This is a genomic window from Corynebacterium dentalis (assembly GCF_900232865.1).
Classification (GTDB): domain Bacteria; phylum Actinomycetota; class Actinomycetes; order Mycobacteriales; family Mycobacteriaceae; genus Corynebacterium; species Corynebacterium dentalis.
The window spans coordinates 46,429-73,006 of the sequence record NZ_OCTS01000007.1; the positions used below are offsets into that span (position 1 = coordinate 46,429).

At 60.5% G+C, this 26,578-nt stretch carries 19 protein-coding genes and 1 other RNA gene; 13 read left to right on the forward strand and 7 right to left on the reverse strand.

Annotated features, from left to right (window positions below; all coding sequences use genetic code 11):
• The first annotated feature begins 13 nt into the window (after positions 1-13).
• The 4 genes from CS919_RS08750 (at position 14) to CS919_RS08765 (ending at position 7,069) form a co-directional block, all read left to right on the forward strand.
• A complete protein-coding gene (locus CS919_RS08750) occupies positions 14-4,930 on the forward strand; it encodes a DEAD/DEAH box helicase (RefSeq protein ID WP_099299113.1) in 4,917 nt (1,638 codons plus the stop codon).
• Positions 4,931-4,960: 30 nt separating this feature from the next.
• Complete coding sequence (locus tag CS919_RS08755) at positions 4,961-5,845, forward strand: DNA-formamidopyrimidine glycosylase family protein (RefSeq protein WP_099299114.1); 885 nt, start codon at positions 4,961-4,963, stop codon at positions 5,843-5,845.
• 423 nt (positions 5,846-6,268) lie between these two features.
• A complete protein-coding gene (locus tag CS919_RS10965; protein WP_268803817.1) occupies positions 6,269-6,400 on the forward strand; it encodes a hypothetical protein in 132 nt (43 codons plus the stop codon).
• A gap of 24 nt (positions 6,401-6,424) precedes the next feature.
• Positions 6,425-7,069 (forward strand): hypothetical protein, encoded by a 645-nt coding sequence (locus tag CS919_RS08765; protein WP_234990883.1) that lies wholly within the window; start codon positions 6,425-6,427, stop codon positions 7,067-7,069.
• On the opposite strand, the gene pgi is transcribed toward CS919_RS08765, so the two are convergent.
• On the reverse strand, positions 7,045-8,736 hold the full coding sequence (gene pgi, locus CS919_RS08770; protein ID WP_370737757.1) for a glucose-6-phosphate isomerase: 1,692 nt from the start codon (positions 8,734-8,736) through the stop codon (positions 7,045-7,047). The genes CS919_RS08765 and pgi overlap by 25 nt on opposite strands.
• 158 nt (positions 8,737-8,894) lie before the next feature.
• Here pgi and CS919_RS08775 point away from each other — a divergent pair, with 158 nt between their 5' ends.
• A complete protein-coding gene (locus CS919_RS08775) occupies positions 8,895-10,406 on the forward strand; it encodes an NAD-dependent succinate-semialdehyde dehydrogenase (RefSeq protein ID WP_099299115.1) in 1,512 nt (503 codons plus the stop codon).
• 83 nt (positions 10,407-10,489) lie between these two features.
• Positions 10,490-11,047, forward strand: coding sequence for an NADPH-dependent FMN reductase (locus CS919_RS08780; protein ID WP_099299116.1), 558 nt, complete (start codon positions 10,490-10,492; stop codon positions 11,045-11,047).
• Positions 11,048-11,068: 21 nt separating this feature from the next.
• Here the strand turns inward: CS919_RS08780 and hisN are convergent, their stop codons facing one another.
• Both hisN and CS919_RS08790 read right to left on the reverse strand, forming a co-directional pair.
• The gene (gene hisN / locus CS919_RS08785) at positions 11,069-11,890 is read right to left on the reverse strand and encodes a histidinol-phosphatase (protein ID WP_194186727.1); all 822 of its coding nucleotides are present in this window, start codon (positions 11,888-11,890) and stop codon (positions 11,069-11,071) included.
• Positions 11,891-12,007: 117 nt separating this feature from the next.
• Entirely contained in the window at positions 12,008-12,877 is an 870-nt protein-coding gene (locus CS919_RS08790; RefSeq protein WP_228073201.1) for an inositol monophosphatase family protein, read from the reverse strand.
• Between the two features lie 39 nt (positions 12,878-12,916).
• On the opposite strand from CS919_RS08790, the gene prfB reads away from it, so the two are divergent.
• Both prfB and CS919_RS08800 read left to right on the forward strand, forming a co-directional pair.
• On the forward strand, positions 12,917-14,044 hold the full coding sequence (gene prfB / locus CS919_RS08795) for a peptide chain release factor 2 (protein ID WP_099299119.1): 1,128 nt from the start codon (positions 12,917-12,919) through the stop codon (positions 14,042-14,044).
• Positions 14,045-14,159: 115 nt separating this feature from the next.
• Entirely contained in the window at positions 14,160-15,269 is a 1,110-nt protein-coding gene (locus CS919_RS08800; RefSeq protein WP_099299120.1) for an alkene reductase, read from the forward strand.
• Between the two features lie 273 nt (positions 15,270-15,542).
• Here CS919_RS08800 and CS919_RS08805 read toward each other — a convergent pair whose 3' ends face one another.
• From CS919_RS08805 to CS919_RS08810, 3 genes are all read right to left on the reverse strand, one after another.
• A complete protein-coding gene (locus tag CS919_RS08805) occupies positions 15,543-19,025 on the reverse strand; it encodes a proline dehydrogenase family protein (RefSeq protein WP_370737760.1) in 3,483 nt (1,160 codons plus the stop codon).
• A gap of 175 nt (positions 19,026-19,200) precedes the next feature.
• Entirely contained in the window at positions 19,201-19,371 is a 171-nt protein-coding gene (locus CS919_RS10730; RefSeq protein WP_159460971.1) for a hypothetical protein, read from the reverse strand.
• A gap of 178 nt (positions 19,372-19,549) precedes the next feature.
• Entirely contained in the window at positions 19,550-21,316 is a 1,767-nt protein-coding gene (locus tag CS919_RS08810) for an AbgT family transporter (protein WP_228073200.1), read from the reverse strand.
• A gap of 157 nt (positions 21,317-21,473) precedes the next feature.
• On the opposite strand from CS919_RS08810, the gene ftsE reads away from it, so the two are divergent.
• The 5 genes from ftsE to ssrA all read left to right on the forward strand — a co-directional run bounded on the left by ftsE (position 21,474) and on the right by ssrA (position 25,375).
• Positions 21,474-22,163 (forward strand): cell division ATP-binding protein FtsE, encoded by a 690-nt coding sequence (ftsE, locus tag CS919_RS08815; RefSeq protein WP_099299122.1) that lies wholly within the window; start codon positions 21,474-21,476, stop codon positions 22,161-22,163.
• Positions 22,164-22,165: 2 nt separating this feature from the next.
• Positions 22,166-23,068 carry a permease-like cell division protein FtsX gene (gene ftsX / locus CS919_RS08820; RefSeq protein WP_099299123.1) on the forward strand — a complete coding sequence of 301 codons (903 nt, stop codon included), beginning with the start codon at positions 22,166-22,168 and terminating at the stop codon, positions 23,066-23,068.
• Positions 23,069-23,166: 98 nt separating this feature from the next.
• Positions 23,167-23,718, forward strand: a complete 552-nt coding sequence (gene smpB / locus CS919_RS08825; protein ID WP_099299124.1) for an SsrA-binding protein SmpB — start codon at positions 23,167-23,169, stop codon at positions 23,716-23,718.
• Positions 23,719-23,852: 134 nt separating this feature from the next.
• Positions 23,853-24,923: a hypothetical protein gene (locus CS919_RS08830; RefSeq protein WP_143341781.1), complete on the forward strand. Its 1,071-nt coding sequence runs from the start codon at positions 23,853-23,855 to the stop codon at positions 24,921-24,923.
• A gap of 77 nt (positions 24,924-25,000) precedes the next feature.
• Positions 25,001-25,375: a transfer-messenger RNA gene (gene ssrA, locus CS919_RS08835) on the forward strand.
• A 95-nt stretch (positions 25,376-25,470) separates the two neighbouring features.
• Here the strand turns inward: ssrA and CS919_RS08840 are convergent.
• Positions 25,471-26,577 (reverse strand): tyrosine-type recombinase/integrase, encoded by a 1,107-nt coding sequence (locus tag CS919_RS08840; protein WP_099299126.1) that lies wholly within the window; start codon positions 26,575-26,577, stop codon positions 25,471-25,473.
• Position 26,578: the final 1 nt, after the last annotated feature.

Here is a 26,578-nt window from a genome sequence, read left to right on the forward strand (position 1 = left end):
TTTAGATAGGCACATGCCCTGCGAACCCCTAGACAAGTTTCATGCCCCCGTATCGGCGTGGTTTAGGGATGTTTTTACGGAACCGACTGTGGTGCAAAACCAAGCGTGGGACGCCATTTCCGAAGGCAACCATGCGCTGGTTGTAGCGCCGACCGGCTCAGGAAAGACCTTGGCCGCGTTCCTCTGGTCACTGTCTGAACTCACTAAACAATCCCTGCTCACGGACACAGCGCAGTCCGGAACGCGTGTGTTGTACGTTTCGCCGCTGAAGGCATTGGGGGTTGACGTCGACCGAAACCTGGCCGCACCGCTGGCAGGCATCGCCCGCACTGCCTCGGCAATGGGGGAGACGGTGGCGCCGGTACGGGTGGGTGTACGCAGCGGTGATACCCCATCCAACGAGCGAGCCAAGATGCTTCGCAACCCACCGGAGATTCTGATTACCACGCCGGAATCGCTCTACCTCATGCTGACGTCCAAGGCAGCGGGGACTCTTCGTGGAGTGGAGACCGTCATCGTGGACGAAGTGCACGCCGTGGCGGGAACCAAGCGGGGAACGCACTTGGCTCTCAGCTTGGAACGGTTGGAGATGGTCACGGGCGCGCCGGTGCAACGCATTGGGCTCTCCGCGACGGTTAATCCGATCGATACCGTGGCCAGCTTCCTCGGCGGTGACCGACCGGTAACGGTGGTGAATCCGAAGATCATGAAGTCCTGGGACGTGCACGTTCGCTCCGTGGTGGAGGATTTCCAAGATCCACCCGTATATGAAGACGTTGCTGCAGCGCGCTACGAAGACGCAGACGAGGAGTTCGGGGAATCCGAGAAAGAGCCGCTCATCGATGAGGCGTTGGTGGGCCCGTCGCTGATGGGCGAGGGGCTGGGTGGAAACACCCAAGTGGGATCCGGCGCCCGGGTGGCCAGCGGCGTGGACAAAGAATCCGCCCTGCCGCAGCAAAAGAGTGTGTGGCCGCACGTGCAGCGCTCGGTCTACGAGCAGGTGATGAACAACCGCTCCACGCTGGTGTTCGTCAACTCGCGCCGCAGCGCCGAACGCCTCACGGGCGCGTTGAATGAGGAGTGGGCCAAGGAGAATGACCCAGACGCGCTGGCCGCCCCCACCCGGCGTGATCCTGCTCAGCTCATGGCGCAATCCACGACTGTCCGCGGGGTGGAACCCATCATCGCTCGCGCGCACCACGGGTCAGTTTCCAAGGACGAACGCGCAGACATTGAAGAGGCGCTCAAGGCAGGGCACCTCAAGTGCGTGGTGGCCACCAGCTCACTGGAGCTGGGCGTCGACATGGGTTTGGTGGATCACGTGATCCAGGTGGGCGCGCCACCGTCCGTGTCTGCGGCGATTCAACGCTGTGGCCGCGCTGGGCATACCGTCGGCGCTACCAGCGCGGCGACCATTTATCCGCTGCACAAGCAGGATGCAGAGGCCGCCACGGTGATTGTGGATCGGCTGCTCAAAGGAGACCTGGAGCCGCTGCACGTGGTGACCAATGCGTTGGATGTGCTGGCCCAGCAGACGGTGGCAGCATCTGTGCAGGCGGCCACCTTGCCTCCGTTGAACAGTGCGGATGTAGATAGCGCAACGGTACAAGACAGCGCTGAAGAATCCGCACATTCTGCCGAACTGGACGTGGAACAGTGGTGGCGGATTGTTCGTCGCGCGCACCCCTTCGCAGCTTTGCCGCGCGAGGCTTTCGACGCCGTGGTGGAGCTCATCAGCGGGCACTACCCATCCACTGACTTCGCAGACCTGAAGGCACGCGTGGTCTACGACCCCACAGAAGGAACCCTTATAGCACGGCCCGGTACTCAGCGCATCGCCGTGACCAGCGGCGGAACCATCCCCGACCGCGGAATGTTTGGCGTGTTCCTTGCCGCCGGATCAGAAACCGGCGCGCGGAGAGTCGGCGAGTTGGATGAGGAAATGGTCTACGAATCCCGCGTCGGGGACGTGTTCACGCTAGGTGCGTCCAGCTGGAGGGTGCTGGAGATCACCCGTGATCAGGTCATCGTGGCACCCGCCGCCGGCCATACCGGCCGTCTTCCGTTTTGGACCGGCGACGCAGAGGGCCGGCCAGTCGAACTAGGAAAAGCGATCGGCGAGCATCGGCGAAGCTGGGGTAAGCAGACGTTGGAAGACCTCCGCGGAGTGGACTTCATCTGCGGAAACACCAGAAGTAACCTCGATGCCTTCTACTCTGATCAACGCGAAACCGCGGGCATCGTCCCAGATGAGAAAACCCTGCTCATCGAGCGCTTCCGCGACGAGATCGGGGACTGGCGCGTGGTGGTGCACACGCCGTTCGGCAGGGGAGTCAACGCCCCGTGGGCCATGGCACTATCCGCTCAGCTGCAAAGAGATACAGGCATCGACGCGATGGCCGTGGCTGGGGATGACGGAATGGTCCTACGTTTGCCGTACTCCGAGGAACCGCCGGGGTTGGAATTGCTCTTGGCGTCGGAAAAACAACAACAAGGACCCCGCAACGACGGTGAGGTGGCGGATCACATCGTGGCTGATGTGATGGACAATGTGGGCTCATCAGCACTGTTCGCGGGCCGATTCCGCGAGTGTGCCGCGCGCGCTCTGCTGCTGCCACAGCGCACACCCGGCAAGCGGCAACCGCTGTGGCAACAGCGGCAACGGGCCGCGCAGCTATTGGACGTGGCGCGCAACCATCCGGAGTTTCCCGTGATGGTGGAGACGATGCGCGAGTGCCTGCACGATGTGTATGACCTGGACTCATTACGCGCGGTGATTCGCGGGGTGGAAACGCGCGGCGGCGCGGAAGCCATCAAGGTCGCCGAAGTCACCACGGAAGCACCCAGTGCGTTCGCTGAATCCTTGCTGTTCACGTACACCAGCGCGTTCATGTACGAAGGGGACTCGGCGGAGCGGGCGGCGGCGCTAGCCGTGGATCCGGCGCTTCTGGCCAAGGTGCTGGGGACCTCGGGCGAGGGCTTGCTGCTGGATCCCAAGGTCATCGACTCCGTGGTCAGTGGTGCACAGTGGCTGGCGGAGGGGCGCCGAGCAGTGCACGTAGAGCAAGTGGTGGACATGCTGCGCATGTTGGGGCCGCTGACTGCAGAGCAGATTGTGGACAGGCGTGAGGTGCCCACTGATCCGGAAGCGCGCACGGCAGATCCGCTGGCCGATGTACGCGCGCTGATTCCGCAACGGATCGCGGAGGTGAACTTCGGCGGCGGGCGAAAGCTGGCCGCGGTGGAGGACTTGCCGCTGTTGCGCGACGGGCTAGGTGTGCCTGTGCCTCCCGGTTCGCCCGCGGATCCGAAGCAGGTGCCAGATGCGATGGACCAGCTGATCTTGCGATGGGCGAGGAATCGTGGCCCGTTCACCGCAGCCGAGGCGGCCGCGGAGTTCGGCTTGGGCGTGGCGACCTCGGAGATGCTGCTGCGCCGTTGGGTGGATCAGCGCCGCTTGGAATCCGGCACGTTTGTGCTGGCAGAAGGGGTGAAAGCGGAGGAGGCTCCCACGCAGTTTTTGGACGTGGGCATGCTACGCAGGTTGCGCTCGGCCACCCTGGCCGCAGCTCGTGGCGCTTTGGAACCCGTGAGCCGCCAGACGTATGCCACGTTCTTGCAGGCCTGGCACGGCGTGGGTGAATCGGAGCGCGAGGATCTGCTCAGCGTGATTGAGCAGCTGGCAGGCATTCCGCTTCCTGCCAGCGCGTGGGAGACAGTGGTGCTGCCTTCGCGCATCCCCAACTACCGTCCGGAAGATTTGGACGAGCTGCTGAGCACTGGCGATGTGCTGGCCGTGGGCGCGGGTTCGGTGGGGAGCAATGATCCGCTGGTGACACTGCTGCCCGCGGAGTTGGCTCCCGTGTTGCTGGATCCCGCCGAGCAGGGCGCCGTGACCAACCTGGTGGCCGAGCAGATCCTGACGCACGTCAGTCACGGTGGTGCCTTCCTAGCCAGCGAGTTGGCACAGGTCACCGGGGCCGATCACGCGGATGTGGATGCGGCGATGTGGGAATTGTTCGACGCCGCCCTGCTCACCCCGGACTCCTTCGCGGCCATTAGGCGCCGCCTTGTCGAGGCGGGGTCCGGAGGCAAGTCCGCGCACCGTGCTCCCCGCAGAGACCGAGGTCGCGGCTCCCAAAGGCGACTCCGCATGGGCCGCACCTCCTTTGCGCAGGCAGCGAAGAGTGAGCAGGCCCGCGCGCGCCGGGCAGCGCTAAACGCTCATGCCTCGGTGCCCGGACGATGGGCGGCGCTGCCTCTCAGCGAGGCCACTGCCGCCGATCGTGCCGTGGCCAAGGGTGAGGCCTGGCTGGATCGCTATGGCGTGGTGACCAGGGGATCCATCGTCGCGGAGAAATCCGCGGGCGGCTTCGCGGAGGCGTATCGCACGTTGTCTGCCTGGGAAGATTCCGGCGTGGTGCTGCGCGGCTACGTGGTGGAGGGACTCGGCGGAGCGCAGTTCGCGCCCCGCGGAGTGATCACGCAGCTGCGGCGCATGGAGGACGGTACCGATGCCGCCGCCCCGCCCGTCCACTCCGTGTTGCTTGCCGCTGCAGACCCAGCCAATCCCTTCGGCGCCGCGTTGCCGTGGCCGGAGCTGGATGAGGGAGTGCACACGCCACACCGCGGCGCGGGCGCGCTGGTGATTCTGCGTGGCGGCAAGCCTTTGGCTCACTTGACCCGCGGCGCGCGCAATCTAACCGTGCTGGGGGACAAGCAGGCTACGAGCTTTGGTGACGAGGAGACGAGTGTGGTGTCGAACATTATTTCCCACATCGTGGATGCCCTCACGGCGGCGGTGCGGTCCGGAAGGCTGGCGCCGGTGGTGATGGAACGCATCGACGGCCACGGCGTGATGGAGACCGATACCCGAGCATGGACGGCCGCCGGTGCCCGCCTGACTCCCAAGGGGCTGAGTATCAAGTGATCCTGACCTGTGGAAAGGGGAGGCGAGATCATGCCTGAGGGCGATTCCGTCCTGCAGCTATCCAACCGCCTGCAGTGGATGACCGGACGCACAGTGACCCACACGGACATCCGCGTGCCTCGCTTCGCCACGCAGTCCCTGACCGGACAACCGGTCCACCGCGTGTGGCCCTACGGCAAGCACCTGTTCATGCACATCGGTGAGACGGTGGTGCATACGCACCTGAAAATGGAGGGCGTGTGGGCCATCCACGCTGCGGGTACGCGGTGGCGTCGGCCAGGGTTCACTGCGCGCATCGTGCTGCGTTTTAGCCCGCAGCACCCGGGTGGTCAGGACATTGAGATCGTTGGTCATTCGTTAGGGTTTGTGCGTCTTTTTCCTGAGTCGTCTTACGACGCCACGATTGAACATTTAGGGCCAGACATTCTAGATCCCCAGTGGCCCCAACCCGGCCATGATCCCAGGTGGCAGGGGATAGCAGGGCGCGATGAGGCAGTGCGCAGGATCATGCAGCGGCCGGAGCGCAGCCTCGGGGCGGCGTTGCTGGACCAGAAGAACGTTGCTGGAATTGGCAACGAGTACCGTGCGGAGATCATGTTCCTCCTGGGCTGGCACCCGGCTGTGCCCGTGGGGCAGGTGGGTGCCCGGGGCGTGGAGAAGGCAATTGATCTGTCGCGGCGTGTGATGTGGGAAAACCGCTTGGAGGCCCACCGTATTTTCACCGGCGATCGCCGGCCTGGGATGGGCAACTACGTCTTTGGGCGGGCCAGCAAAGCGTGTCGCAGGTGCGGGGAAGCGATCGAGAAGTCCTCGCTGGGCGGCCGGTTTGCGGGTGGGGATCCGGATGTCGATGGCGGCGAGCTGGAGCGGATCATCTGGTGGTGCCCGAACTGCCAAGAGTTGGAGCTGGGGTAGGCGGCTGAACAGCCGCGTACCTCCGAAGTTGAACGCGCTGGAGTTTTTTTGTGATCCATTCGCAGGGTTAAAAAGCATGACGGGCGCGTTGAGGTAAGGACCGGAGTAAAAGTTTGCGGTGGAATGAACGTTTTTTTTGCTTCCGCATGTGGTCGCCGCTCTTTAGTGTGTACATCGACCAGTCGACAAGGCTCGGTTAATTTTTCAGGAGAAATCACGCGACAGGTGACGTAGTTTATTTGTCCAGCGCTTTTTGAGAAGAAAATCCAGAACCTACTCGTCGAATCTACGCAAGGGCGCAACCTGGGTTCTCGCATCGGCAGTAACCGCAATGGTTCTCACCGCTGGGCTCACCGGTGGCGCCCAGGCACACACCCAGCAGGCCACACTGGTGAGGCAAAGTACGGCTTCCGCACCATCCACATGACCGGTACCCAGCAGTACTGCAAGTCCAACGGAACCTGGTCCACCCCGACCTTCTGGTCTGCACTGAACCCAGTGAAGAACGAAGTTCAGGTTCGCTTGTACGACAACCCAGCTGATTCCAACAAGTAACTCGCAACAGAAGGAAAGATCATCATGACTCTTCGCAAGATCTCGTTCCGCAGCGGCTTGGCAGCAACTCTGCTGGGCGCAACCGTCTTCACCGCTGCTCCAGCTATCGCCGCTCCTACCGCGGAAACTCCAGCTCAGGCCGATGAAACCCAGGGAAATGAAACCCAGGGCAAGGACGTCCTCGATCTCAAGCCTGAGATCCGCGTGGCAGCAGGTAAGGTTCCCGGCTATGCAGGTCTCGTGTCCATCTCCGCGACCAATGTGGGCAACACCACCTACTACCAGGAATTCCCTCTGACCACTTTCCGTATTGAGGTCAAGACCGCTGAGGGACCTAAGGGCGTGGATCGCCTGATCACCCCAGGTTGGTTCAATGGCGCGTACACCCGCGACCTCGGCTTTGACCGCGCGACCTCCACCCGTACCTTTGAGACCACCCTGTCTAACCCCATCCGTGAGGGCGACGGCAAGCTCATCGCCAACTTGAACTTCGGTGATGGCAAGACTGACCGTGGCCGTTTGGTCAACTACATCAAGGTCACTCAGGTGGGACGCCCAGAGGCTGATACCTCCACGCATAATGATCAGAACATCGATTCCCCCGACGCCAACCTTCTCTCGTCCGGCGCTTTCAGCGCAGCTGCTTACTTGTCCCGCAGGCTGCGGTAGTAGGTGATCAATGCGTCCGTGGAGGAATCCCCGGCATCGCTGCTTTCCTTACCTTCCACGGAGGCGAGCAGTTCATTGGCCTGCTTCTTGCCCAGCTCTACGCCCCACTGGTCGAAGCTGTTGATGCCCCACACCACGCCTTGGACAAACGTGATGTGCTCGTACAGAGCGATCAGTGCGCCGAGGATACGCGGACGGAGCTTCTCCGCGAGGATCGTGGTGGATGGGCGGTTGCCGGGCATGACCTTATGCGGAATCAGCTTTTCATCCACGCCCTCTTCGCGCAGCTCTTCGGCAGTTTTGCCGAAGGCCAGTACGCGGGTCTGCGCGAAGAAGTTGCTCATCAGCATGTCGTGCATGCTGGTCTCTCCATCAGCAGCCTTCTTATCATCGTGGCTATTGATGAAGCCGATGAAATCCGTGGGGATCAAGTGCGTTCCTTGGTGCAGGAGCTGGAAGAAAGCGTGCTGGCCGTTGGTGCCGGCCTCGCCCCAGTAGATTTCACCGGTGTTCAGATCCACTTCGCTACCGTCGAGACGAACACTCTTGCCATTGGATTCCATGGTCAGCTGCTGCAAGTAGGCAGGGAAGCGGTGCAAATCTTGGTTGTATGGCAACACTGCGTGCGATTGCGCGCCAAAGAAGTTGGTGTACCAAACACCCAGCAGACCCATGATGACGGGAACGTTCATTTCCAGTGGCTCGGTGCGGAAGTGGTCATCCACCGCGTGGAAGCCTTCCAAGAATTCCATGAAGTCCTGTGGGCCGATGGCCGCCATGAGGGATAGGCCGATGGCGGAGTCCACGGAGTAACGTCCGCCAACCCAGTCCCAGAAGCCAAACATGTTGCGGGGATCGATGCCGAACTCGCGCACCTTCTCCTCGTTGGTGGAGACAGCCACGAAGTGCTTCTCGGTGATCGCCTGGATGTCTTCCTCGGACTCGGTGGCGATGCCTTCCTGAGACAGCTTCTTGAGCAACCAACGCTTAGCGGCGTGAGCGTTCGCCAGGGTTTCAGACGTGGTGAAGGACTTGGAGGCCACCACAAACAGCGTCGATTCAGCGTCGAGTCCATCGAGGGTGCCCGCGACATCGTTGGGGTCAATGTTGGAAATGAAGTGCGGGATAATCCCTGCCGTGAGGTACGGACGCAGTGCGCGGGCGGCCATGCATGGACCCAGGTCTGAGCCACCGATGCCGATGTTGACCACGTTCTTGATGGTGTGGTTGCTAATGCCGCGCCATGCGCCGGAGCGCAGGGAGCGGGCGATATCGCGCATGCGCCCCAGCACGTCGTGCACGTCCGCGGCGATGTCCTGCCCATCGACGCTGAACTCATGCTCGGCGGGGATGCGTAAAGCCGTGTGCAAGGCAGCGCGATCCTCGGTGACATTGACGTGCTCGCCGTTGAACAGTGCCTGGCGGTATTCCTCGATGCCCATATCGCGGGCGACATCAGTCAGCGTCCGCAGAGCGTTATCGTCGATGAGGTTCTTGGACAGATCGACGCGCAGCGGGCCGACATCGTAGGTCATATCCGCCGCGCGCCCCGGCTGATCAGCGAAGAGCTCACGAAGCGTGGTGGCGCGGAGCTGTGCGGCATGCTTTTCCAAAGTAGCCCAGTCTCGAGTATTGGTTACTGAGCTGGAGTTCACTGGAACGTTCACGGTCTATCCTCCTGGCGCACCACGGACGGGTCGGCTGTTTTTGTGACCTCGTCCCCGGATCGCCTGTGCATTGTTGTCAAGCGGCTAGGGATGTTCTCCGCTCTAGGCTAGTGAAATAATTCTGCACACGTTGGGAAGTCGGTGGCAGAGTGGGGCGTATGACTAATCAACAACTCACCACCACCATTTCCGCAGCGGATCGCGAGATCACGGTACCGACCGGTCTCTTCCTCGGCGGAGAATTCGTCACGGCAAGCAATAAGGACACGCTCAGCGTGGTGGATGCCGCCACCGGCGCAGAGTTCGTGGACATCCAGAGCGCCACGGAAGACGATGCCCGTCGCGCGATGGATATCGCCGCAGATGCGCAAAAGGAATGGGCTAAGTCCACCCCCATGCAGCGCAGCGAGATTCTCTACAAGATCTTCCAGCTCATCACGGACAACACCGAAGACTTGGCGCTGCTGCAATCCAAGGAGCTCGGACGCGCATTGCCTGATTCCACCGGCGAGGTGGCCTACGGCGCAGAGTTCTTCCGCTGGTTCTCCCAGCAGGCCATGGCGATCAGCGGTGAATACCGCACCGCTCCCAAGGGCGATAGCCGCGTCGTGACGCACCACGTGCCGGTGGGCCCAGTGCTCGCCATCACCCCGTGGAACTTCCCGCTGGCGATGATCGCCCGCAAGGTGGCTCCAGCGCTGGCCGCTGGCTGCGTGTCCATCGTCAAGCCTGCGCAGATGACTCCGCTAACCGCCCTGTACCTGGGCAATCTCATGCGCGAGGCTGGAGTTCCAGAAGGCGTGGTGCAGATCCTGCCCACCTCATCTGCCAGCAATGTCTCCGCCATCCTGGATGACGATCGCCTACGTAAGTTCACATTCACTGGCTCCACTGAGGTGGGCCAGGAGTTGGCGGCGAAAGCAATGAAAAAGACGATGCGCGTGTCCCTGGAACTGGGAGGAAACGCACCGTTCGTAGCACTAGAAAGCGCGGATCTAGACAAGGCAGTGGACGCGGCCGTGACGGCGAAGATGCGTGGCGCTGGTCAGGTGTGCATCGCGGCCAACCGCTTCATCGTCCATGACTCGCTGGCCAAGGATTTCACCGCGGCCGTGGTCAAGAAGGTCGAGGAGATGAAGATCGGCCCAGGCACGCAAGAGGACGTACAGGTCGGCGCGATGGTTAGCGAGAAGGAGCGCGACAAGGTTCGCGATCTGGTCGCCAACGCTGTCCAAGAAGGCGCCACGGTTGAGTTGGGTGGTGTGGAAGCGCTGGAGAAGTTCCCGGAAACGCACCCGGAGCTGGATCAGAACGGTTTCTGGTTCCCACCGACAGTGCTGACGAACGTCTCTCCGGATTCGGAGATTGCCAACACGGAGATCTTCGGTCCCGTCTTCGCTATCCAGACCTTCAGCACCACCGACAAGGCACTGCGCGTGGCCAATGACACCCCATTTGGCTTGGCCGGTTACGTCTGCGGTGAGAACCTCGCCGAGACCTTGTCCTTCGCGGAATCCATGGAGTGCGGCATGGTTGCGGTCAATCGTGGTCTTCTTTCCGACGCCGCCGCTCCCTTTGGTGGTGTCAAAAGCTCTGGTATTGGCCGTGAAGGCGGATTCGAGGGGCTGGGGGAGTACCTCGAGACTCAGTACATTTCCGTGGAGGGCTAGTAGCCACCGTTTCAGGTAAGGTTTTTAATTGACTTATCAACTATATCTCGCTGTGGGACGCGGCGAGTGACGAAAGGACAGGCATGAAGATCACCGCTATCGTCGGTTCTGTACGCAGGAACAGCGCTGGACATCAGATCGGCGAATGGGTCGCTGAACAGGCAGAATTCGCCACCAGTGAGCTCACCGATGTGCAGCTGGATGTCCAGTACCTCGAGGATTTTGACCTCCCGCCGGTCACCTCGGAGGTTGTGCCTATGGCGCAGAACAAGCAGTACGACGACGAGCGCGTGGCCCGTTGGTCTCAGGTGATTGATTCCTCCGATGCGTTCCTGTTCGTCACCCCCGAGTACAACCACAGCGTCCCCGGAACGTTCAAGAATGCCGTGGACCTGCTGGGTTCCGAGTGGGTCGGCAAGGTCGTAGGCTTCGTGGGATACGGCTTCACGATGGGCGCTCGCGCGGTGGAGCACTGGCGACAGATCGTCTCCAACTTTGAGATGCATGACGTGCGCAGCCAGGTGGGAATCGATCTGGCTACCGCCCTGGATTCCGATGGCAAGGTCGTGGTTCCTGAAGGCGCAAACGCGCAGCTAAAGGGCGTGGTGGAATCCATCGCGAGGGCTGCACAGAAGCTGTAAAACTAGCGTCCAAACAATTGGCTACTGAGCGGCCAGCTTAGAAACGGTCTCCTCATGTAGGAGGCCGTTTGTTGCGATTGCTGAGCCGCCGTGTGGTCCGTCAACGCCGGTGATGTCCGTGAAGCGCCCGCCGGCTTCCTCGACGATGGGTGCCAGTGCGGCCAAATCCCACAGGTTTACTTCCGGCTCTGCAGCGATATCGACTGCACCTTCGGCTACCAGCATGTAAGACCAGAAATCTCCGTATCCGCGCAGGCGCCACGCGCGGTCAGTTAGGGAGAGCAACTGCTCGCGCAAGCCGCGGTCTGCCCATCCGGACAGTGAGCTAATTGCCACTGAAGCATCTTCGATCTTGCCCACCTTGGACACTGACAGCTGACGAGGTGCGGCAGACGGTACCTGGCCGCCTACGGGAACCGCGGGAGTAGCGAAGCTGCGCCATGCGCCGGTGCCCTCAGCTGCCCACCAGCGGCGGGACAGGGCTGGTGCGCTGACCATGCCCAAAACCGGCTTGCCGTCTACCAGCAGACTGATCAACGTAGCCCACACGGGAACGCCACGAACAAAGTTCTTGGTGCCATCGATAGGGTCGATGACCCACTGACGGCCGGTCAGAGTGACGTCGCCACCAAATTCTTCCCCTAGAACGCTGTCCTCCGAGCGATGGGTGGAGAGCATGGACCGGATTTCTTTTTCCACCGCGGTATCGGCATCGCTGACGGGCGTGAGATCAGGCTTGGATTCCACTTGGAGGTCGGTCGCTTCGAACCTCGCCATGGTGATGGTGTCAGCGGCATCGGCGAGGGCGAGAGCCAGCGTGAGATCGTCGGCATAAGGCGAGATGGTGGGGGAGGACTGGGAATCCGTCATGCATCGAAGTGTAACCCGCGAACGCGGGCTAGGGGAAGTGGAAAACGGCGCATTTTCCCATTTCGCTGTGAAAGCAGTGAAAAATGTTACCTATGTGAGGCTCGCACGAACCGCTTCCACACAGTCCTTCGCACCCGCAATGGACCACTGCGTGCCGCCGGACTCCACTCGCACAGACGCGCCACCGGCCCCCTCGATCAGCGCTCGGCCCGGCAGCCAATCCCAAGAGGCGACGCTGCGTTGCATCCAGCAGCCGTGCCGACCCGAAGCCACCCCAGCCATGTCCACCGAGGCGCTGCCCAGCATGCGGACCGTAGCGAATTGCTGAGTCACGCCCGTCCACGCCGCGGTGACATCCTCGCGCTTCAGGTCCGTGGGGTGCAGGTAGGTGGCCAAGCAGGTTTCCTCCGGCGTTACCGCAGAGATCGTCACGGGCTTGCCATCCTCCGTGGTCGCAATGTTTGGACCCCCAAACCACGTCTGGCCCATGGCCGGACGGTGCACCGCGCCGAAGATCACGCGGGTCGGATCCTCCGGCTCGCCCTCCACCAGAGCCAGCGCGCTGCACCAGTAGTCCGAACCAGTAGAGAAGTTGTACGTGCCGTCCACCGGATCCACCACCCAGGTCCGTCCAGACGCAGAAGGTTTGCGGGTTCCCTCTTCGCCGAGAAGGCCGTCGCGAGGCCGAATCACGGTGAGGGCCTGACTGATGAACTTCTCCGCAGCATGATCAGCCGCAGTAACCACGTCAGACACGCTGGTCTTTTGCTCCGTAGTGAGGCCGGACTCGCGCATTCTCCACGCCAGTCGCCCTGCGTTGTACACCAGCGCCTGCGCGAGGTGCTCGTCCGCGTCATCCACGTGGGCCACGATGAACGTCTTGATGATCGCGTCCAGCATCTCCTCGGGGATTGGGGAGTTCGGTGAAGTCTGGGAAGAGGTTGAGGATTGTTGAGCCATGCATTCTATTGTGCATGCTGGCAGGTAGACTTGCGCATTATGCAACCGGAAGTTACTGCAGATCTGAAGGAACTGGACGGCACCCTCACCACCATCGAGAAGGTGCTGAACCTCGAAGACCTCGCGGATAGAGCGCGCGAGCTGGAGGACCAGGCTGCAGACCCCTCGCTGTGGAACGACCCGGATTATGCGCAGACCGTGACCAGCGAACTCTCGCGCGTGCAGGCCCAGCTCAAACGTGTCCGTGGGCTGCGCCAGCGCTTGGAAGATCTACCGGTGATGTATGACATGGCGGAGGAAGAGTCCGCGGATTCGCCGGAGGAGGCCAAGGAGGCCATCGCCCTGGCTGATGAGGAGCGTGGCGAGCTGCGCAAGGAAATCGAGTCGCTCGAGGTCACCACCATGCTCTCCGGCGAGTACGACCAGCGCGAGGCAGTGGTCAACATTCGCTCCGCTGCGGGTGGTGTGGACGCGGCAGACTTTGCCGAGATGTTGCTGCGCATGTACACGCGGTGGGCGGAAAAGGCAGGTCACAAGGTGGATCTGTATGACGTTTCCTATGCCGAGGAAGCCGGCATCAAGTCCGCAACCTTGGTGGTGCATGACGAGTACATGTACGGGACGTTGTCGGTGGAGCAGGGCACACACCGTCTGGTCCGTATCAGTCCGTTCGACAACCAAGGTCGACGCCAAACTTCATTCGCAGAAGTTGAAGTCCTCCCCGTGGTGGAGCAGACGGACCACATTGACATCGATGAAAACGATATCCGCGTGGATGTGTACCGATCTTCTGGCCCGGGTGGACAGTCCGTGAACACCACCGATTCCGCGGTGCGCCTGACGCACACTCCCACCGGCATCGTGGTGACGTGCCAGAACGAGAAGTCGCAGATTCAAAACAAGGCCTCTGCTATGCGCGTTCTGCAGGCCAAGCTGCTGGAGCGTAAGCGTCTGGAGGAGCGTGCGGAGATGGACGCGCTTAAGGGCGACGGCTCCAACTCTTGGGGTAATCAAATGCGTTCTTACGTGCTGCACCCGTACCAGATGGTCAAGGATTTGCGGACGAACTTTGAGGTCAACGACCCATCTAAGGTGCTCGATGGCGATCTGGACGGTTTCCTCGAGGCTGGTATCCGCTGGCGGATGGCGGAGCAGCAGGGATCCTAGCTGGTCGTGGTAGCTTTTGTTGCTGCGCGGAATAATCTGCGTGCCTGGTGCCTTGAACCTTGCACGTGGTCCTGTACCGGACCTCAAGAAAACTTATTTCACTGCAGGAGGAACTATGTCTCAATCGTCAGCCGCGCTATTTCAGCCGTTGGAACTTGGCCGTTATCAGCTGCATAACCGCGTGACCATGGCTGCGCTGACGCGTCAGCGCGCCGGGCGGTCCGGGATTCCCAACGATTTGCACGTGGAGTACTACTCACAGAGAGCTTCTGCAGGTTTGGTCGTCACCGAGGGTACGTTTCCTGCGGTGAGTTCTCGCGCATTCCCTGGCCAAGCAGGAATCGAAACTCAAGAGCAGCAGGATGGCTGGCAGAGGGTTGCCGAGCAGGTGCACCACAACAACGGTCTGATTTTCATGCAGATTATGCATGGTGGTCGGATGTCCCATCCTGACTTGCTGGGAGGCAAGCAGCCAGAGGCTCCCAGCGCGCTGGCTAGTGGGTCGGCTGTGCACACTTTCGAAGGGAAGGCCGAAGCGCCAGTTCCACGTGCGTTGGAGACGGAAGAGATCCCTCGTATCGTCGAAGAGTTCCGGGCCGCTGCACGCCGCGCGGTGGATGCTGGCATTGATGGTGTGGAAATCCACGGAGCCAACGGTTACTTGTTGCACGAGTTCCTCTCGCCTGGTTCCAACCACCGCACGGACGAGTTTGGTGGCAGCGTTGACAATCGAATTAAGCTGCCGGAAATGGTGATTCGCGCTGTTGCCGAGGAGATTGGCGCAGACCGAGTGGGCGTGCGATTTTCTCCCGAGCACAACGTGCAAGGCGTGCTGGAGACGGATCCTGAGGTCACGCGAGAGACTTACCTAGCTCTGCTGAATAACCTGGCTAAGCTGAACCTCGCATATGTCTCTGTTCTGCACAAGGATTCGACGAGCGGTGAGCTAATCGGGAAGATGGTGGAAGCTATCCGCTCCAACGGAACTACCAAGACTCTATTGAACACTGGCTTTGGCACAATTACGGACTTGGATGGGGCGGAGAAGCTGATGGACAGCGGCCGCGCCGATGCCGTATCCGTGGGTCGTCAGCTAATCGCCAACCCGGATTTGGTGCGCCGATGGAAGGACGGCCTGGAGCTTAATGAACCGAACGCGGAGACCTTCTATGGCGGTGGGGAAGTGGGCTACACGGACTACCCATTCGCCGACGAAAGCGTTTAGCAAATTTGGCGGAACGGAATTTTAGTAGAGTCGTTGAAGCTTAAGCGAGCATAAGCGTTACGAAGTTTTTGAACTCTTGGCCCCCAAGGACAGTTTCGGCATCGACTGGGGGTTTCAACGTCTAGGTTTCCAAGGAAGGCTAAGCGACTGCGGTCTCTGTCAGCATTGGACGAGCGAGTTGGCAGGCGATCCAGCTAGCGCGCACAAAGGCCCTCGGTAAGACACGCGTTGTGCCTTACCGAGGGCCTTTTCGCGGCCTAAATTGTGCGAACCTTAAGGGGTTAGGCCGTGGATGTAGCCGAAGCGGTGCTCGGTGGTGGAGACCGCCTGCTCGAGGAGCATGGGCAGCAACTCACGGCGTCCTTCAGCCAGAATGTCCTGATCCAGGATCACGCTGCCGGAATCAGCGGCGGCTTCGTAGAGCTCGTCCGGTGCCGAGCCCACCACTCGCACGCGGACGGACTGGGCGGTAGAAATCTCTTCAGCGAAGTCGGAATCGCTGATGATGCGCATGCTCTGTCCCAGCTCGCCGAAATCGGTGGACACGTCGTGATCAGCGGAAATGTCCAGGTCCGTGCCGGTGGCCGCGGCACCCAAGCGCAAGCGCAGGATGTCGCGAGGGTTGGCATCGGCGTGCACTCGAACACGGAGTGGCTCCAGCAATGGCTTGTAGCGGAACACGTTGGATTCCACGATCAGCGCCGTCTTATCATGTTCCACGCCGAACTCGGTCTGCATGGCGTAAGCATCGGATTCCGCCGCCTGGCGTAGCCATGCGTGATCTGCCCTGGACAGCGCAGGGGAGCCCAAGCCCAAGATCTCCCGGAGCATCTGCGTGATGTGGGTAGGCAGTGATGCGGAGACCAGCTGATTGAGATCGCCCTCGGTCCATCGACCCTGCTGGGAGACGTAGTTTGGACCGCCAGCCTTGGCACCATTGCCGATGCTGGAGTTCTTCCAACCGCCGAAGGACTGGCGGCGAACGATAGCGCCGGTGATGCCGCGCTCCACGTATGCGTTGCCCACCTCGACCTTCTCGCGCCATAGGGCGGTCTCGTCCACGTCGATGGTGTGGATGCCGCCGGTTAGGCCGAAGCCCGTGGAGTTCTGCCACTCAATGGCTTGTTCCAGGGTTTCGGCGTGCATGATGCCAGCCACAGGGCCGAAGCACTCGTGGGTGTGGAACCAGCTGCCGGGCTTGACGTTATCGCGCAGGCCAGGGGACCACAGGGTGCCTTCATCGTTGAGCTTTTCCGGCTTGACCAGCCACTTTTCGCCCTTTTCCAGCTTGGTAAGTCCGCGCATCAGTTTTTCACCTGGCTCGGCGATCACGCCGTTCATCCAGGTGGATATGTCGTAGCCCGGTCCCACCTTGATGGACTTCACAGCGTCCACCAGCTGGCCGACGAAGCGCTTGGACTCTCCGATGGAACCCACGGTGATGATCAATGATGCCGCGGAGCACTTCTGGCCCGCGTGACCGTACGCGGACTTGTAAATGTCCGCCACGGCCAAGTCAGGATCCGCCGCCGGGGTCACGATGATGGCGTTCTTGCCGGAGGTCTCTGCGTTGATGACCATCTCTGGCTTCCATCCGCGGAACAACTTCGCGGTTTCGGAAGCGCCGGTGAGGATCACGGATTCCACCTCAGGGTGGCTGATCAGGCGCTGGCCTGCATCTGCCTCGTCCGCGTTGACCAGCTGCAACTGATCTTCGGTGACTCCCGCTTCGCGCATGACATCCACGAAGACCTCAGCGATGCGCAGCACCTCAGGTGCAGGCTTAAGGATCACACAGCCGCCTGCTGCCAGTGCAGCCAGGCAACCGCCCACGGGAATAGCGATGGGGAAGTTCCACGGTGGGGTCACAACCACGGTCTTGTATGGCGTGAACATGCTGCTGCGCTGACGATCCAATTCGCGGGCGCACTCGGCGTAGTAGCGTGCGAAGTCGATGGCCTCGCTGACCTCGGGATCAGTCTCGGCGATGGTCTTACCGGCCTCGAATACGGCCGCCGAGATCAGGCGGGAACGGTTGTTGGCCAGGGCGTCTCCCACCTTGTCCAGTAGTTCAGCGCGTTCGTGCCCGGTCTTCTGAGACCAGGATTCGCCGGCTTGCTTGGTCCGCTCGACTATGGCGTCGATCTCCGAAGGATCGGTGACCAAACGAGACGTTGGCTCGCCGGGGTCGGAGGAGGGGTCCACGATCTGGCGCGCCCACGCGCGGTTGGCCGGCAACGTTGGGTCGGTGTCCGGCTCGTTGACGAAGTTGCCTTCGGTGGCCCCGCTACGGCAGCCGAGTTTCTGTTCTTCTTCCTCAAGGCGGTTTTGTTGCCGACGCCGACCTGCAAACGTATCCCAACGGTCGCGCACGGAATTGCGGAAACGCATTTCCTGGGACTCCATGGGGGACATGCCCGGTGTATCCGAATCAGAACTATCGTCGCTGAACAGGGCGTAGAGGAAGTTCTGCTTGGCGCCGTTCTCCTCGAGTCGGCGGACCAGGTAGCTCACGGCCACGTCGAAATTCTCCTTCTTCACCACGGGGGTGTACAGGATGACCTGGCCGGTGACCTCGCGCACGGCAGCAGCCTGCGCGGGAGCCATGCCCTGGAGCATTTCGATGTCTAGTTGTGATTCCACACCGCGAGCGACAGACAGTTCGTGAGCCAACCCCACGTCGTAGAGGTTGTGGCTGGCCACACCGATGCGCAGGCTATCTGCATGCTCGGGGCGCAACACCCAGTCCATGAGGCGGACGTAGTTGGCATCCACCTCGGCCTTGGTGAGGTAAGGAGCCTGCGGCCAGTCGTGCACCTCTGCGTCCACGCGCTCCATGGACAGGTTGGCGCCCTTGACCAGGCGGACCTTGATGGGCGCGCCACCGCGAGCAACGCGCTCCTTGGCGAACTCGGCCAAGTGCTGCAGGGCACCCAAGGTGTCTGGCAGGTAAGCCTGTAACACGATGCCGGCCTCCAGCTCGAGGAATTCTTCCTCGCCCAGCAGTTCGGTGAACAGCTTCAGCGTGAGCTCGAGATCCTTGTACTCCTCCATGTCCATGTTGATGAAGGGGTGCGGGTTGCGGTTCAGCGCTTGGCGGTACAGCGGGCGCAGGCGATCCTTCAGGCGCTCGGTGGAGCCATCGATATCCCAGTGGTTGAGCTGAGAGACCACGGCGGACGCCTTGACGGAGACGTAGTCCACCTTGGGGTTCTTCAGTAGATCCAGAATGTCATCGAGGCGACTCTGCGCCTCGGCCTCGCCCAGCACGGCCTCGCCCAGCAGGTTCAGGTTAAGGGTGAAGCCATCTTCCTTGGCCTTGTCCAGCATGTCGTCGAGCGCCTGAGATTCGGCATCGAGCACCAAGTGACCCACTGTTTGTCGGAGGTAGGTGCGGGCGATGGGCATGACGACGTTGGGCAGCAGGGGAGCGGCGATGGAACCGGCCGAGACGAGGAAAGTATCCAGTAGACCCATGAAGCCTGGGGTCTCTGACTTCTTGTTCAGTGGGCTGGCGATCTTGGCGAACTCGTGTGCTGCGACCTTGTCGTCTTCTGGGCGAGCCACGCGGTCGACGAATGCGAAGGTGAACTCCACGCCGTTCGGATCGTGAACCATGTCTGCCAGCTGCTGGGTGGACTTGGAAGTTTCCTCCACCTCCAGCCACTTTTCAGCGCGACGAATCGCCGCACCTACGGACGCTTCGACATCCTTCGAGAGGCGGTCAGTGTGTGGATCCAACGTTTCGGTAGGCACGGAACGGTCGGTGGCAACCGTGTGTGAATTGTTCTCTGAAGCAGACAAGGTCTGTCCTCACATTCTTTTTCGGTGCTTGAGAAAGCTCCGCTGGGTCGCAGGGGAGTGCTCAATGCGGATTGTTTTGTTGGTGAAGTACGGGTGAGTGAACCCGAAGAGTGGTTAGTGAGCTGCGTTAGCCGACGGGCGGGCGGTCACCGTCGAGGCGAACGAAGTGGTGAGCACCCGCGATGTCGATGGTTATTGGCCAGTAGGCCGAGTGGTGCGGGAGGGGGTTAATGGTGCCAGCATCTGGAGACAGCAATGCACCCCGCGCACAGCGTGCGGTGCGGGGTGCATTGCTCATCTAGCGCTCCTGGTGGGTGGTGGGCTGTGTCTGCCAAAGTGGCAGCGTGGCATATGTGGCCAGCCTACATATCACCTGAGATCCGGGCAGAAAGTTTTACATTTTCTGCAAATTCCTTCAAGGCTAAGCCGCTAGAATGTGCGTTTTCCGCCATGCGGCCAATAGATTCGATGCCTGTCTACTGCGGCAGCGTGTAATCCATCGGCGTTCCTGGACCCAACGGTAGGCCGGTGAACCACCACAGGCAGAAGAACAGGAACCAACCCACGAGCATGGCCACGGAGTAAGGAATGGCCAGTGACATTAGTGTGCCGATGCCGGACTTGCTGTAGTAGCGCTGCAAGAACGTCAACGCCAGAGCAAAGTACGGGCTCATCGGAGTGATGATGTTGGACGGCGAATCGCCGATGCGGAACAGCATCTGGGTGACTTCTGGGGACACGTTGACGTACATGAACATCGGCACCACCACGGGTGCCATCAGCGCCCACTGTGCCGAACCGGAGGTGATGAACAGGTTCACCACGGCCACCAGCAGAACAAAGGCGCCGAACATCACCAGTGGTGGGAGGTCCCAGCGCTGCAGCAGCTCGGCGCCGCGGATCGCAGTCCAGTTGCCCAGGTTGGACCACTGGAACCATGCGAGGAACTGGGAAACTGCGAAGAACAAGACCATCATTGGCAGCAAGGTCTTTAGTCCTCGAGCCATGAACTCCGGAATATCGCCTGGGGAATTGATGGTTCCGGCAATTACGCCGTAGACCAGTCCAAGGAAGAAGAATGCCAGGGTGATCGGTACGGCTACGTCCTTGATCAGTGGCGATTCCATGACCTCGCCACCTGGTCCCTGCAGAGGGGAGCCACTGAAGAACAGTAGCGCGAAGTAGGCTGCGAGCATGACGATGGATGCAATGCCCGTCCATACCAGCGCCTTAACCTCGCGGGGGCTAAGCTTCAGGCTCTCTTCGAGCTCTTCGTCGCTCTGTTCCTTGGATTGTTGCTTGTCAGATTCCGCGCCGTCGGAACTGTTCTCTGCCGTGTCGAACAGGTCATCGTCTTCGGAGTTGTTCGCGCCGGCCGCACGGTCAAAGCTGAGCTCTTCGTAGTTGATCTCATCGTGGTTGACCAGCTCGTGAGCCTTCTTGTTCATGTATAGCTCGGTGACCGCGGTGATGATCAGGGCTAGCACGATCGCGGAGAAGAAGACGAAGAAGTAATTGGCCAGCGGGGAAACCTCGTAGTCCGGCTCAACGATGCCCGCCGCCGTGGAGGAGATTCCTGCCAGGAGAACATCAGTGATGTTGAGCACCAGCGAAGAGTTGAAGCCTGCCGAGGATGCGGCAAAAGCCACCATGGCTCCCACGATGGGCGAGCGTCCCATCGCGCGGAAAGACATGGCTCCAAGCGGGATGAGAATCACGTACACGGCGTCGGAGGCAACAGAACCTGTTACACCTGCGAGGGCGACGGCGAACGTGAGGGTACGCGGGCCGACCTTGGCCACCATGGCGCGGATCACCGCGCTGATGAGGCCGGTTTGTTCGGCCACGGCCACACCCAGCATGACCACGATGATCAGGCCCAATGCGGGGAACGTTACGAAGTTCTCCACTGCATCGCCGACCATCATGCTGATGCCCTCGGTGGAAAGCAGGGACTTCACCAGGATCGGGTCGCCCGTGGCTGGGTCGGTGGCCTGCATGTTGAACAGGGTGCCGATCCACGAGGTCACGGCTACGAGTCCGCCAATGATCACGAACAGCCAGAAGGGATCCGGCAGCTTGTTGCCCAACTTTTCAACGAAGCCCAGGAAACCGGATGCGTTTTCCTGGTTATTCTGGCCGGCCTTTTTGGGGGTCTTGCTCTTGGCCTTGTTGTTGGCTGCGTGTTTTTTCGACGCCATGCCGGTGGCGGTGTCTGGATCTGTAGATGCCGAGCTACTCATGTCTGTTCGTGTCCTGTAGTTCCTCGAGGCGTCATGTGATGTGGCTCATTGAACCACACCGGAATGCATTTATGTGCACTGATCGCGAAATGCACCAAGTGCAACGTGAGTCACATTGGTTACAATAGTCACACTATTGTGGCTACACTGACGGGTTGTGATCACATTCGACAAAGTATCCAAGAGCTATCGGACGTCCACTCGTCCGGCGCTGGACGGTGTCTCCGTAGATATCGATAAGGGAGAGTTCGTCTTTCTCATCGGCCCGTCCGGTTCCGGTAAGTCCACGTTTCTGCAACTGATGCTCCGCGAAGAATCACTAGATTCCGGAGATCTTCACGTGGCTGACTTTCATGTCAACAAGCTGCGCGGACGCGAGGTGCCCAAGCTGCGGCAGCGCATCGGGTACGTCTTTCAAGATTTCCGCCTGCTGCCCAAGAAGAACGTCTTCGATAATGTCGCCTTCGCCCTCGAGGTGATCGGCAAGAAGCGCTCAGAGATCGAGCGCCTAGTGCCGGAAGCGCTCAAGACCGTGGGTCTGGAAGGCAAGGAGCGCCGCTTCCCGCACGAGCTGTCCGGTGGTGAACAGCAGCGCGTGGCCATCGCCCGCGCCTCCGTGAACCGCCCGCTGGTGCTGTTGGCCGATGAGCCCACCGGCAACCTGGATCCGGACACGAGCTCGGAGATCATGCTCCTGCTCAACCGCATCAACCAAAACGGCACCACCGTGGTGATGTCCACGCACGATAACGTCGCCGTGGACTCCATGCGTAAGCGTGTCATTGAGCTGTCTAAGGGTCGAGTCATCCGCGACGATGCGCGCGGCCTGTACGGAGTGGGGCGTTAGATATGCGATCAAATTTTGTTATCCGTGAAGCCTTCACAGGTTTGCGTCGGAACGCCACGATGACCATCGCGATGATCATCACCACTGCAATTTCCCTGGCGCTGCTGACCACCGGCCTGCTGCTCACGCAGATGACCGAGCGCACCAAGGACATCTACATCGACCGGATCGAGGTCATGGTGCAGCTGGATGATTCCATCTCTGCGCAAGACCAGGATTGCTCCTCGCCAAAGTGTGCAGAGCTGCTGAATAAGCTGCAGTCTGATGACACGGTCAAGTCCGTGAACTACCGCAACAAGCAGCAGTCCTATGACCGCTTCGTGGATCTTTTCAGGGATTCTGACCCGCGCTTGGTGGAGCAGACCAGCAAGGATGCCTTCCCGGCCGCGTTGCACGTGCACTTGGAAGATCCCACCGAAGACGAGGCAATCGACGGCATCCGTGATGCACCGGGTGTGCTGAACGTGGTGGACCAGGGCGATGACCTGCGCGCCGCGACGAACAAACTGGACGCGATCCGTAACGCCGCGTTCCTGGTGGCAGCGATCCAGGCCGTGGCTGCCGTGTTCCTGATTGTGAACATGGTCCAGATCACCGCGTTTAGCCGCCGCAACGAGATCTCCATCATGCGTATGGTGGGCGCTTCGCGCTGGTACACCCAGGCACCGTTCGTTTTGGAGGCAGTGGTCGCCGCCGTCATCGGTGCGCTACTGGCCTTGGGAGGCATGTTCGCTGGCAAGTTCCTGGTGGCAGATAACGCGCTGCGTTCGTTGTACGACGCCAACCTCATCGCTCGCATCACCACGGCCGATATCTGGCTGGCAGCACCGTTCATGGTGATCGTTGGCGTTCTGGTTGCCGCGGTAACTGCGCAGGTGACCTTACGTTGGTACGTGAAGAACTAAGCGCTGAGCTCTTCATCGCTTAGTTCTGCTGTGTGCAGTTCGCGCAGTGACGAGCATTTTCGATCCCCCCGCAGGTAGATGCTAGGATTCCTTGAATCATGGCGAAAAAGGCAGCACCGGTTGATTCCGGTAAATCGAAGGCAAAGTCCAAGAATAAGGGCAAGGACGGCTCCGGTAAGGGACCCGGCCCATTAGTCGTTGCCACTAATCGCAAGGCACGCCACGAGTACTCCATCATCGACACCTTCGAGTGTGGTGTGGTTCTAGTGGGAACTGAGGTCAAGGCCCTGCGGGAGGGCAAGGCGAGTTTGGTCGACGCCTACGCCACCATCGATGAAGGTGAAGTCTGGCTGCGTGGTTTGCACATTCCGGAGTACACCATGGGCCACTGGACCAACCACTCGCCGCGACGAGTCCGCAAGCTGTTGCTGCACCGCGGGGAGATCGATTCCCTTATGGGTAAGGTACGCGACGGCAACTCCACGTTGGTTCCGCTGCAGCTGTACTTCGTCAACGGCAAGTTGAAGGTGGAACTGGCGCTTGCCCGAGGCAAGCAGGATTACGACAAGCGCCAGGACATCAAGCGTCGCACGGAAGAGCGCGAAGTGACCCGCGAGCTGGGGCGTCGCATCAAGGGCATTAACGCTTAAGCACGCTTTACCGAATTCAGACTTTGGGATCATTCCCCCGCTGCACTACTACTGCTAGCGTGCAATTCTGACGCGCGGTCTGCGCGGTGGCAGTTTCATGTGGCTCAATTTCAGCGATGCGGGAGGTCTGGTTCATGGAGCGCTGGAGTGCCCAGCACGCCAAGGTGGGTTTGGTCGAGGTATTCGTTGGCACATTCGCTGAGCTGCGCGAAGTGGATCCGGATTTTCCTCAGAGCACGGTGGGAAAGCTTGCCGAAGATTTCGATGACGGGGCGGATGTTGAACAGGAGACGGAAGCAGCATCGTCAAACGTGAGCGCGTCGGATCGGGCGAGTGACCTAGAGAAGCTCAAGGCGAAGAACGCGGAGAAGCCCACGATCATCGGGAAAATATTGTTCACGATGAGCGAGGCGATGGAGGACCACCCCTACCTGGTGAAAGTTAATGACCAGGTCATCGCACGCCAAGATTCGCTCAAGGAGGTCAAGCTCGACCTCTCTCAAGAAGAGGACGAGCGCGGGAATAAGCGCTTCAAGAAGGGTGCCGTGGGAGCACGTGGATTCCATCGCGAGCTCGCCGTGGCGAAACCGTATCTGAAGCTTGAACCCGGAGTAATGAACTCCTTCCTGCGCCTGGCCACCATCGAAGCCGGTGGCGTGACCCTGGAGATGAATGCCCCACCCGGCTCCCGCGGTGCCAAGCGGTTGCAAGCCATAGAAGAAAGCCCATTCAAGCGCTGGTTCTATCCACTGCTCGCGGGGCTGGGGAAGGCCGGATGGGCTATCTTTGCCCTGGTTGCCCTGCCCCTACTGGGAAAGATCATCGAGCCCATCATCCGCTGGCTCGCGCAGTTCATCCCCGATTGGGACATCAACATCCCCTGGCCGCACATCAACTGGCCTCACATCGAGATCCCCTGGCCGGACATTAATGTGCCGAGCATTCCTTGGCCGGACTGGCAACTCCCACACTGGGACATGCCGTGGATTGTGGAATTGGCGCTCGAATATCCCAAAGTCTGGGTCCCCATTGTTCTTGGCATCGTCTTCGGTATCTCCTCCGTACGCAGAGGCAAGAGGTCCCGAGAAGCCAAGCTGAAAACAGAACGACAGCGGCTCGCCACAGCCATGCATGCTCGGATGCACCACATGGAAACGCAGGCTCAGCCCGCCGGCGTGCAGGAAGAATGCGCTGGTGAGGGGTAAGTGGCGTTAAAAAAAGAAAAAGAGTAACCTGAACCTTCCTGCTGGATGAACACGTTCCCACAGCAGGGATTGCATAAGGGGTCGATTTGGTTTCGACTTCGTGCATTGAGCCAGGGGAAGCGTGCCGGTGAAGGCGATCGACCACCGTGAGCGTCGACGCAACCCTATAAGCGCCGAGAACACTCAGCGCGACTACGCCCTCGCTGCCTAAGCAGCGACCGCGTGTCTGTCGGCCTAGGTTTGTCTCTGACCTAGCAACCGGCATCGACTAAAGAGACTTGCTGCACGGCCGGGTTGCTCGGGCCGTGCGGGACTTCTTAGAGCAACTGGGCTCATCATCCGGACTGGTTCGCAAGATCCGGAGGGCCGAGTAGAGATAACTGCGAACTGCGCACGGAGAAGCCCTGGCAAGGTCGCGAAGGACCCGGGTTCAATTCCCGGCGGCTCCACTTATCCCCCTCACTTGTTTATGCAGGTGAGGGGCTTTTTCTTAGAGTAAGTGCAAGAGTGGAAATCAGCACGTGCCCACATTTTGCCCACAATCGGCCTAGAACAACGCGGCACCCATAGCTACGGAAATGGAGTCCAGGTCATCGTCGAACAGGTGCCCGTACTGGTTGAGTGTCATCGCAGCGTCTTTGTGCCCTAGTTGCCGTTGGATCGTCTTCACATGCGCTCCGGATGAGATCATCAGTGAGGCGGCAGTATGCCGAAGCTCGTGAGCCGTCATCCTAGAGGGGAAGGTGTTGTCCTTCGCGTGGCACCGCGCGCACGCCTCGCTGAGCCAATGACCGGACTTTGGTGGCCTTAGCGAACCGCCGCGCCGCGGCGCTTCCCACAGCAGATCGTCCAACCCGCGCCCCTGTGCTTGTTGCTGAAGCATGGCCTCCACCTGAGGAGGAATGACGACGGTGCGCGCCTCGTGGCCTTTGAGGTCTGTCAGAACCGCGCTGTTGTTGTTCTTGGAATACGAGCGCGCGAGTCTCACGCGATTGTTGCCTAGTAGGTCTTTAGGCCGGAGCGCGGCCATTTCGCCCCACCGTGCGCCGGACGTGACGAGGAACCATACCACGGGCTGATACTGCTCTGGCACTTCTGCAACGAGGTCTTTCACCTGATCTTTGGTGAGATAGTTTTTCTCAATTGCAACGACCCTCGGAAGCCTAAGGGAGCTTCTGGCTGGGTTGGTGATGAGGTGCCGGTTCGTCACGGCAACGTCCAGGATCCCGGCGAGGACGCCGACAATATGGCGGATGCTCTTAGGGGATAGGGGAGCAGGTGCCTTATCTGGTGAAGCTAGCTTGTTGATCCACGCCTGGATTTCGCCCGTGGTGATCTTGTTGACTCTCCAGTGTGCCCACTGTGGTTCGACGTGGACGCGCCACAGGGATTCTTGCCGTGTTTGCCATGACGTGGATGTGTCGATGAGTGATGCTTTCCAGTGCTTTGCGAGGTCTCCAATGGTCACTGTTCCGGCGGTGGGGGCGATGTAGGAGCCGGTGAGCTTGTCTACCTCGACAGTGGCAGCGAAGGTTTTAGCGTCTCTGAGTGTGGTGAAGCCGCGCTTGTCTGTCTGTTTGCGGTCTGGGGTGCGGTAGCGGACGCGGTAGCGCTTCGCCCCATTCTTGAGTTGGTAGGGCTCAATCGTTGCCATT

Excerpts from the sequence above, each read along its gene's own strand:
- CS919_RS08750 (WP_099299113.1), top strand. The coding sequence starts at position 14 with ATGCCCTGCGAACCCCTAGACAAGTTTCATGCCCCCGTATCGGCGTGG.
- CS919_RS08755 (WP_099299114.1), top strand. The coding sequence starts at position 4,961 with ATGCCTGAGGGCGATTCCGTCCTGCAGCTATCCAACCGCCTGCAGTGG.
- CS919_RS10965 (WP_268803817.1), top strand. The coding sequence starts at position 6,269 with ATGACCGGTACCCAGCAGTACTGCAAGTCCAACGGAACCTGGTCCACC.
- CS919_RS08765 (WP_234990883.1), top strand. The coding sequence starts at position 6,425 with ATGACTCTTCGCAAGATCTCGTTCCGCAGCGGCTTGGCAGCAACTCTG.
- CS919_RS08775 (WP_099299115.1), top strand. The coding sequence starts at position 8,895 with ATGACTAATCAACAACTCACCACCACCATTTCCGCAGCGGATCGCGAG.
- CS919_RS08780 (WP_099299116.1), top strand. The coding sequence starts at position 10,490 with ATGAAGATCACCGCTATCGTCGGTTCTGTACGCAGGAACAGCGCTGGA.
- CS919_RS08790 (WP_228073201.1), bottom strand. The coding sequence starts at position 12,877 with ATGGCTCAACAATCCTCAACCTCTTCCCAGACTTCACCGAACTCCCCA.
- prfB (WP_099299119.1), top strand. The coding sequence starts at position 12,917 with ATGCAACCGGAAGTTACTGCAGATCTGAAGGAACTGGACGGCACCCTC.
- CS919_RS08800 (WP_099299120.1), top strand. The coding sequence starts at position 14,160 with ATGTCTCAATCGTCAGCCGCGCTATTTCAGCCGTTGGAACTTGGCCGT.
- CS919_RS10730 (WP_159460971.1), bottom strand. The coding sequence starts at position 19,371 with ATGAGCAATGCACCCCGCACCGCACGCTGTGCGCGGGGTGCATTGCTG.
- CS919_RS08810 (WP_228073200.1), bottom strand. The coding sequence starts at position 21,316 with ATGAGTAGCTCGGCATCTACAGATCCAGACACCGCCACCGGCATGGCG.
- ftsX (WP_099299123.1), top strand. The coding sequence starts at position 22,166 with ATGCGATCAAATTTTGTTATCCGTGAAGCCTTCACAGGTTTGCGTCGG.
- smpB (WP_099299124.1), top strand. The coding sequence starts at position 23,167 with ATGGCGAAAAAGGCAGCACCGGTTGATTCCGGTAAATCGAAGGCAAAG.
- CS919_RS08830 (WP_143341781.1), top strand. The coding sequence starts at position 23,853 with ATGGAGCGCTGGAGTGCCCAGCACGCCAAGGTGGGTTTGGTCGAGGTA.
- CS919_RS08840 (WP_099299126.1), bottom strand. The coding sequence starts at position 26,577 with ATGGCAACGATTGAGCCCTACCAACTCAAGAATGGGGCGAAGCGCTAC.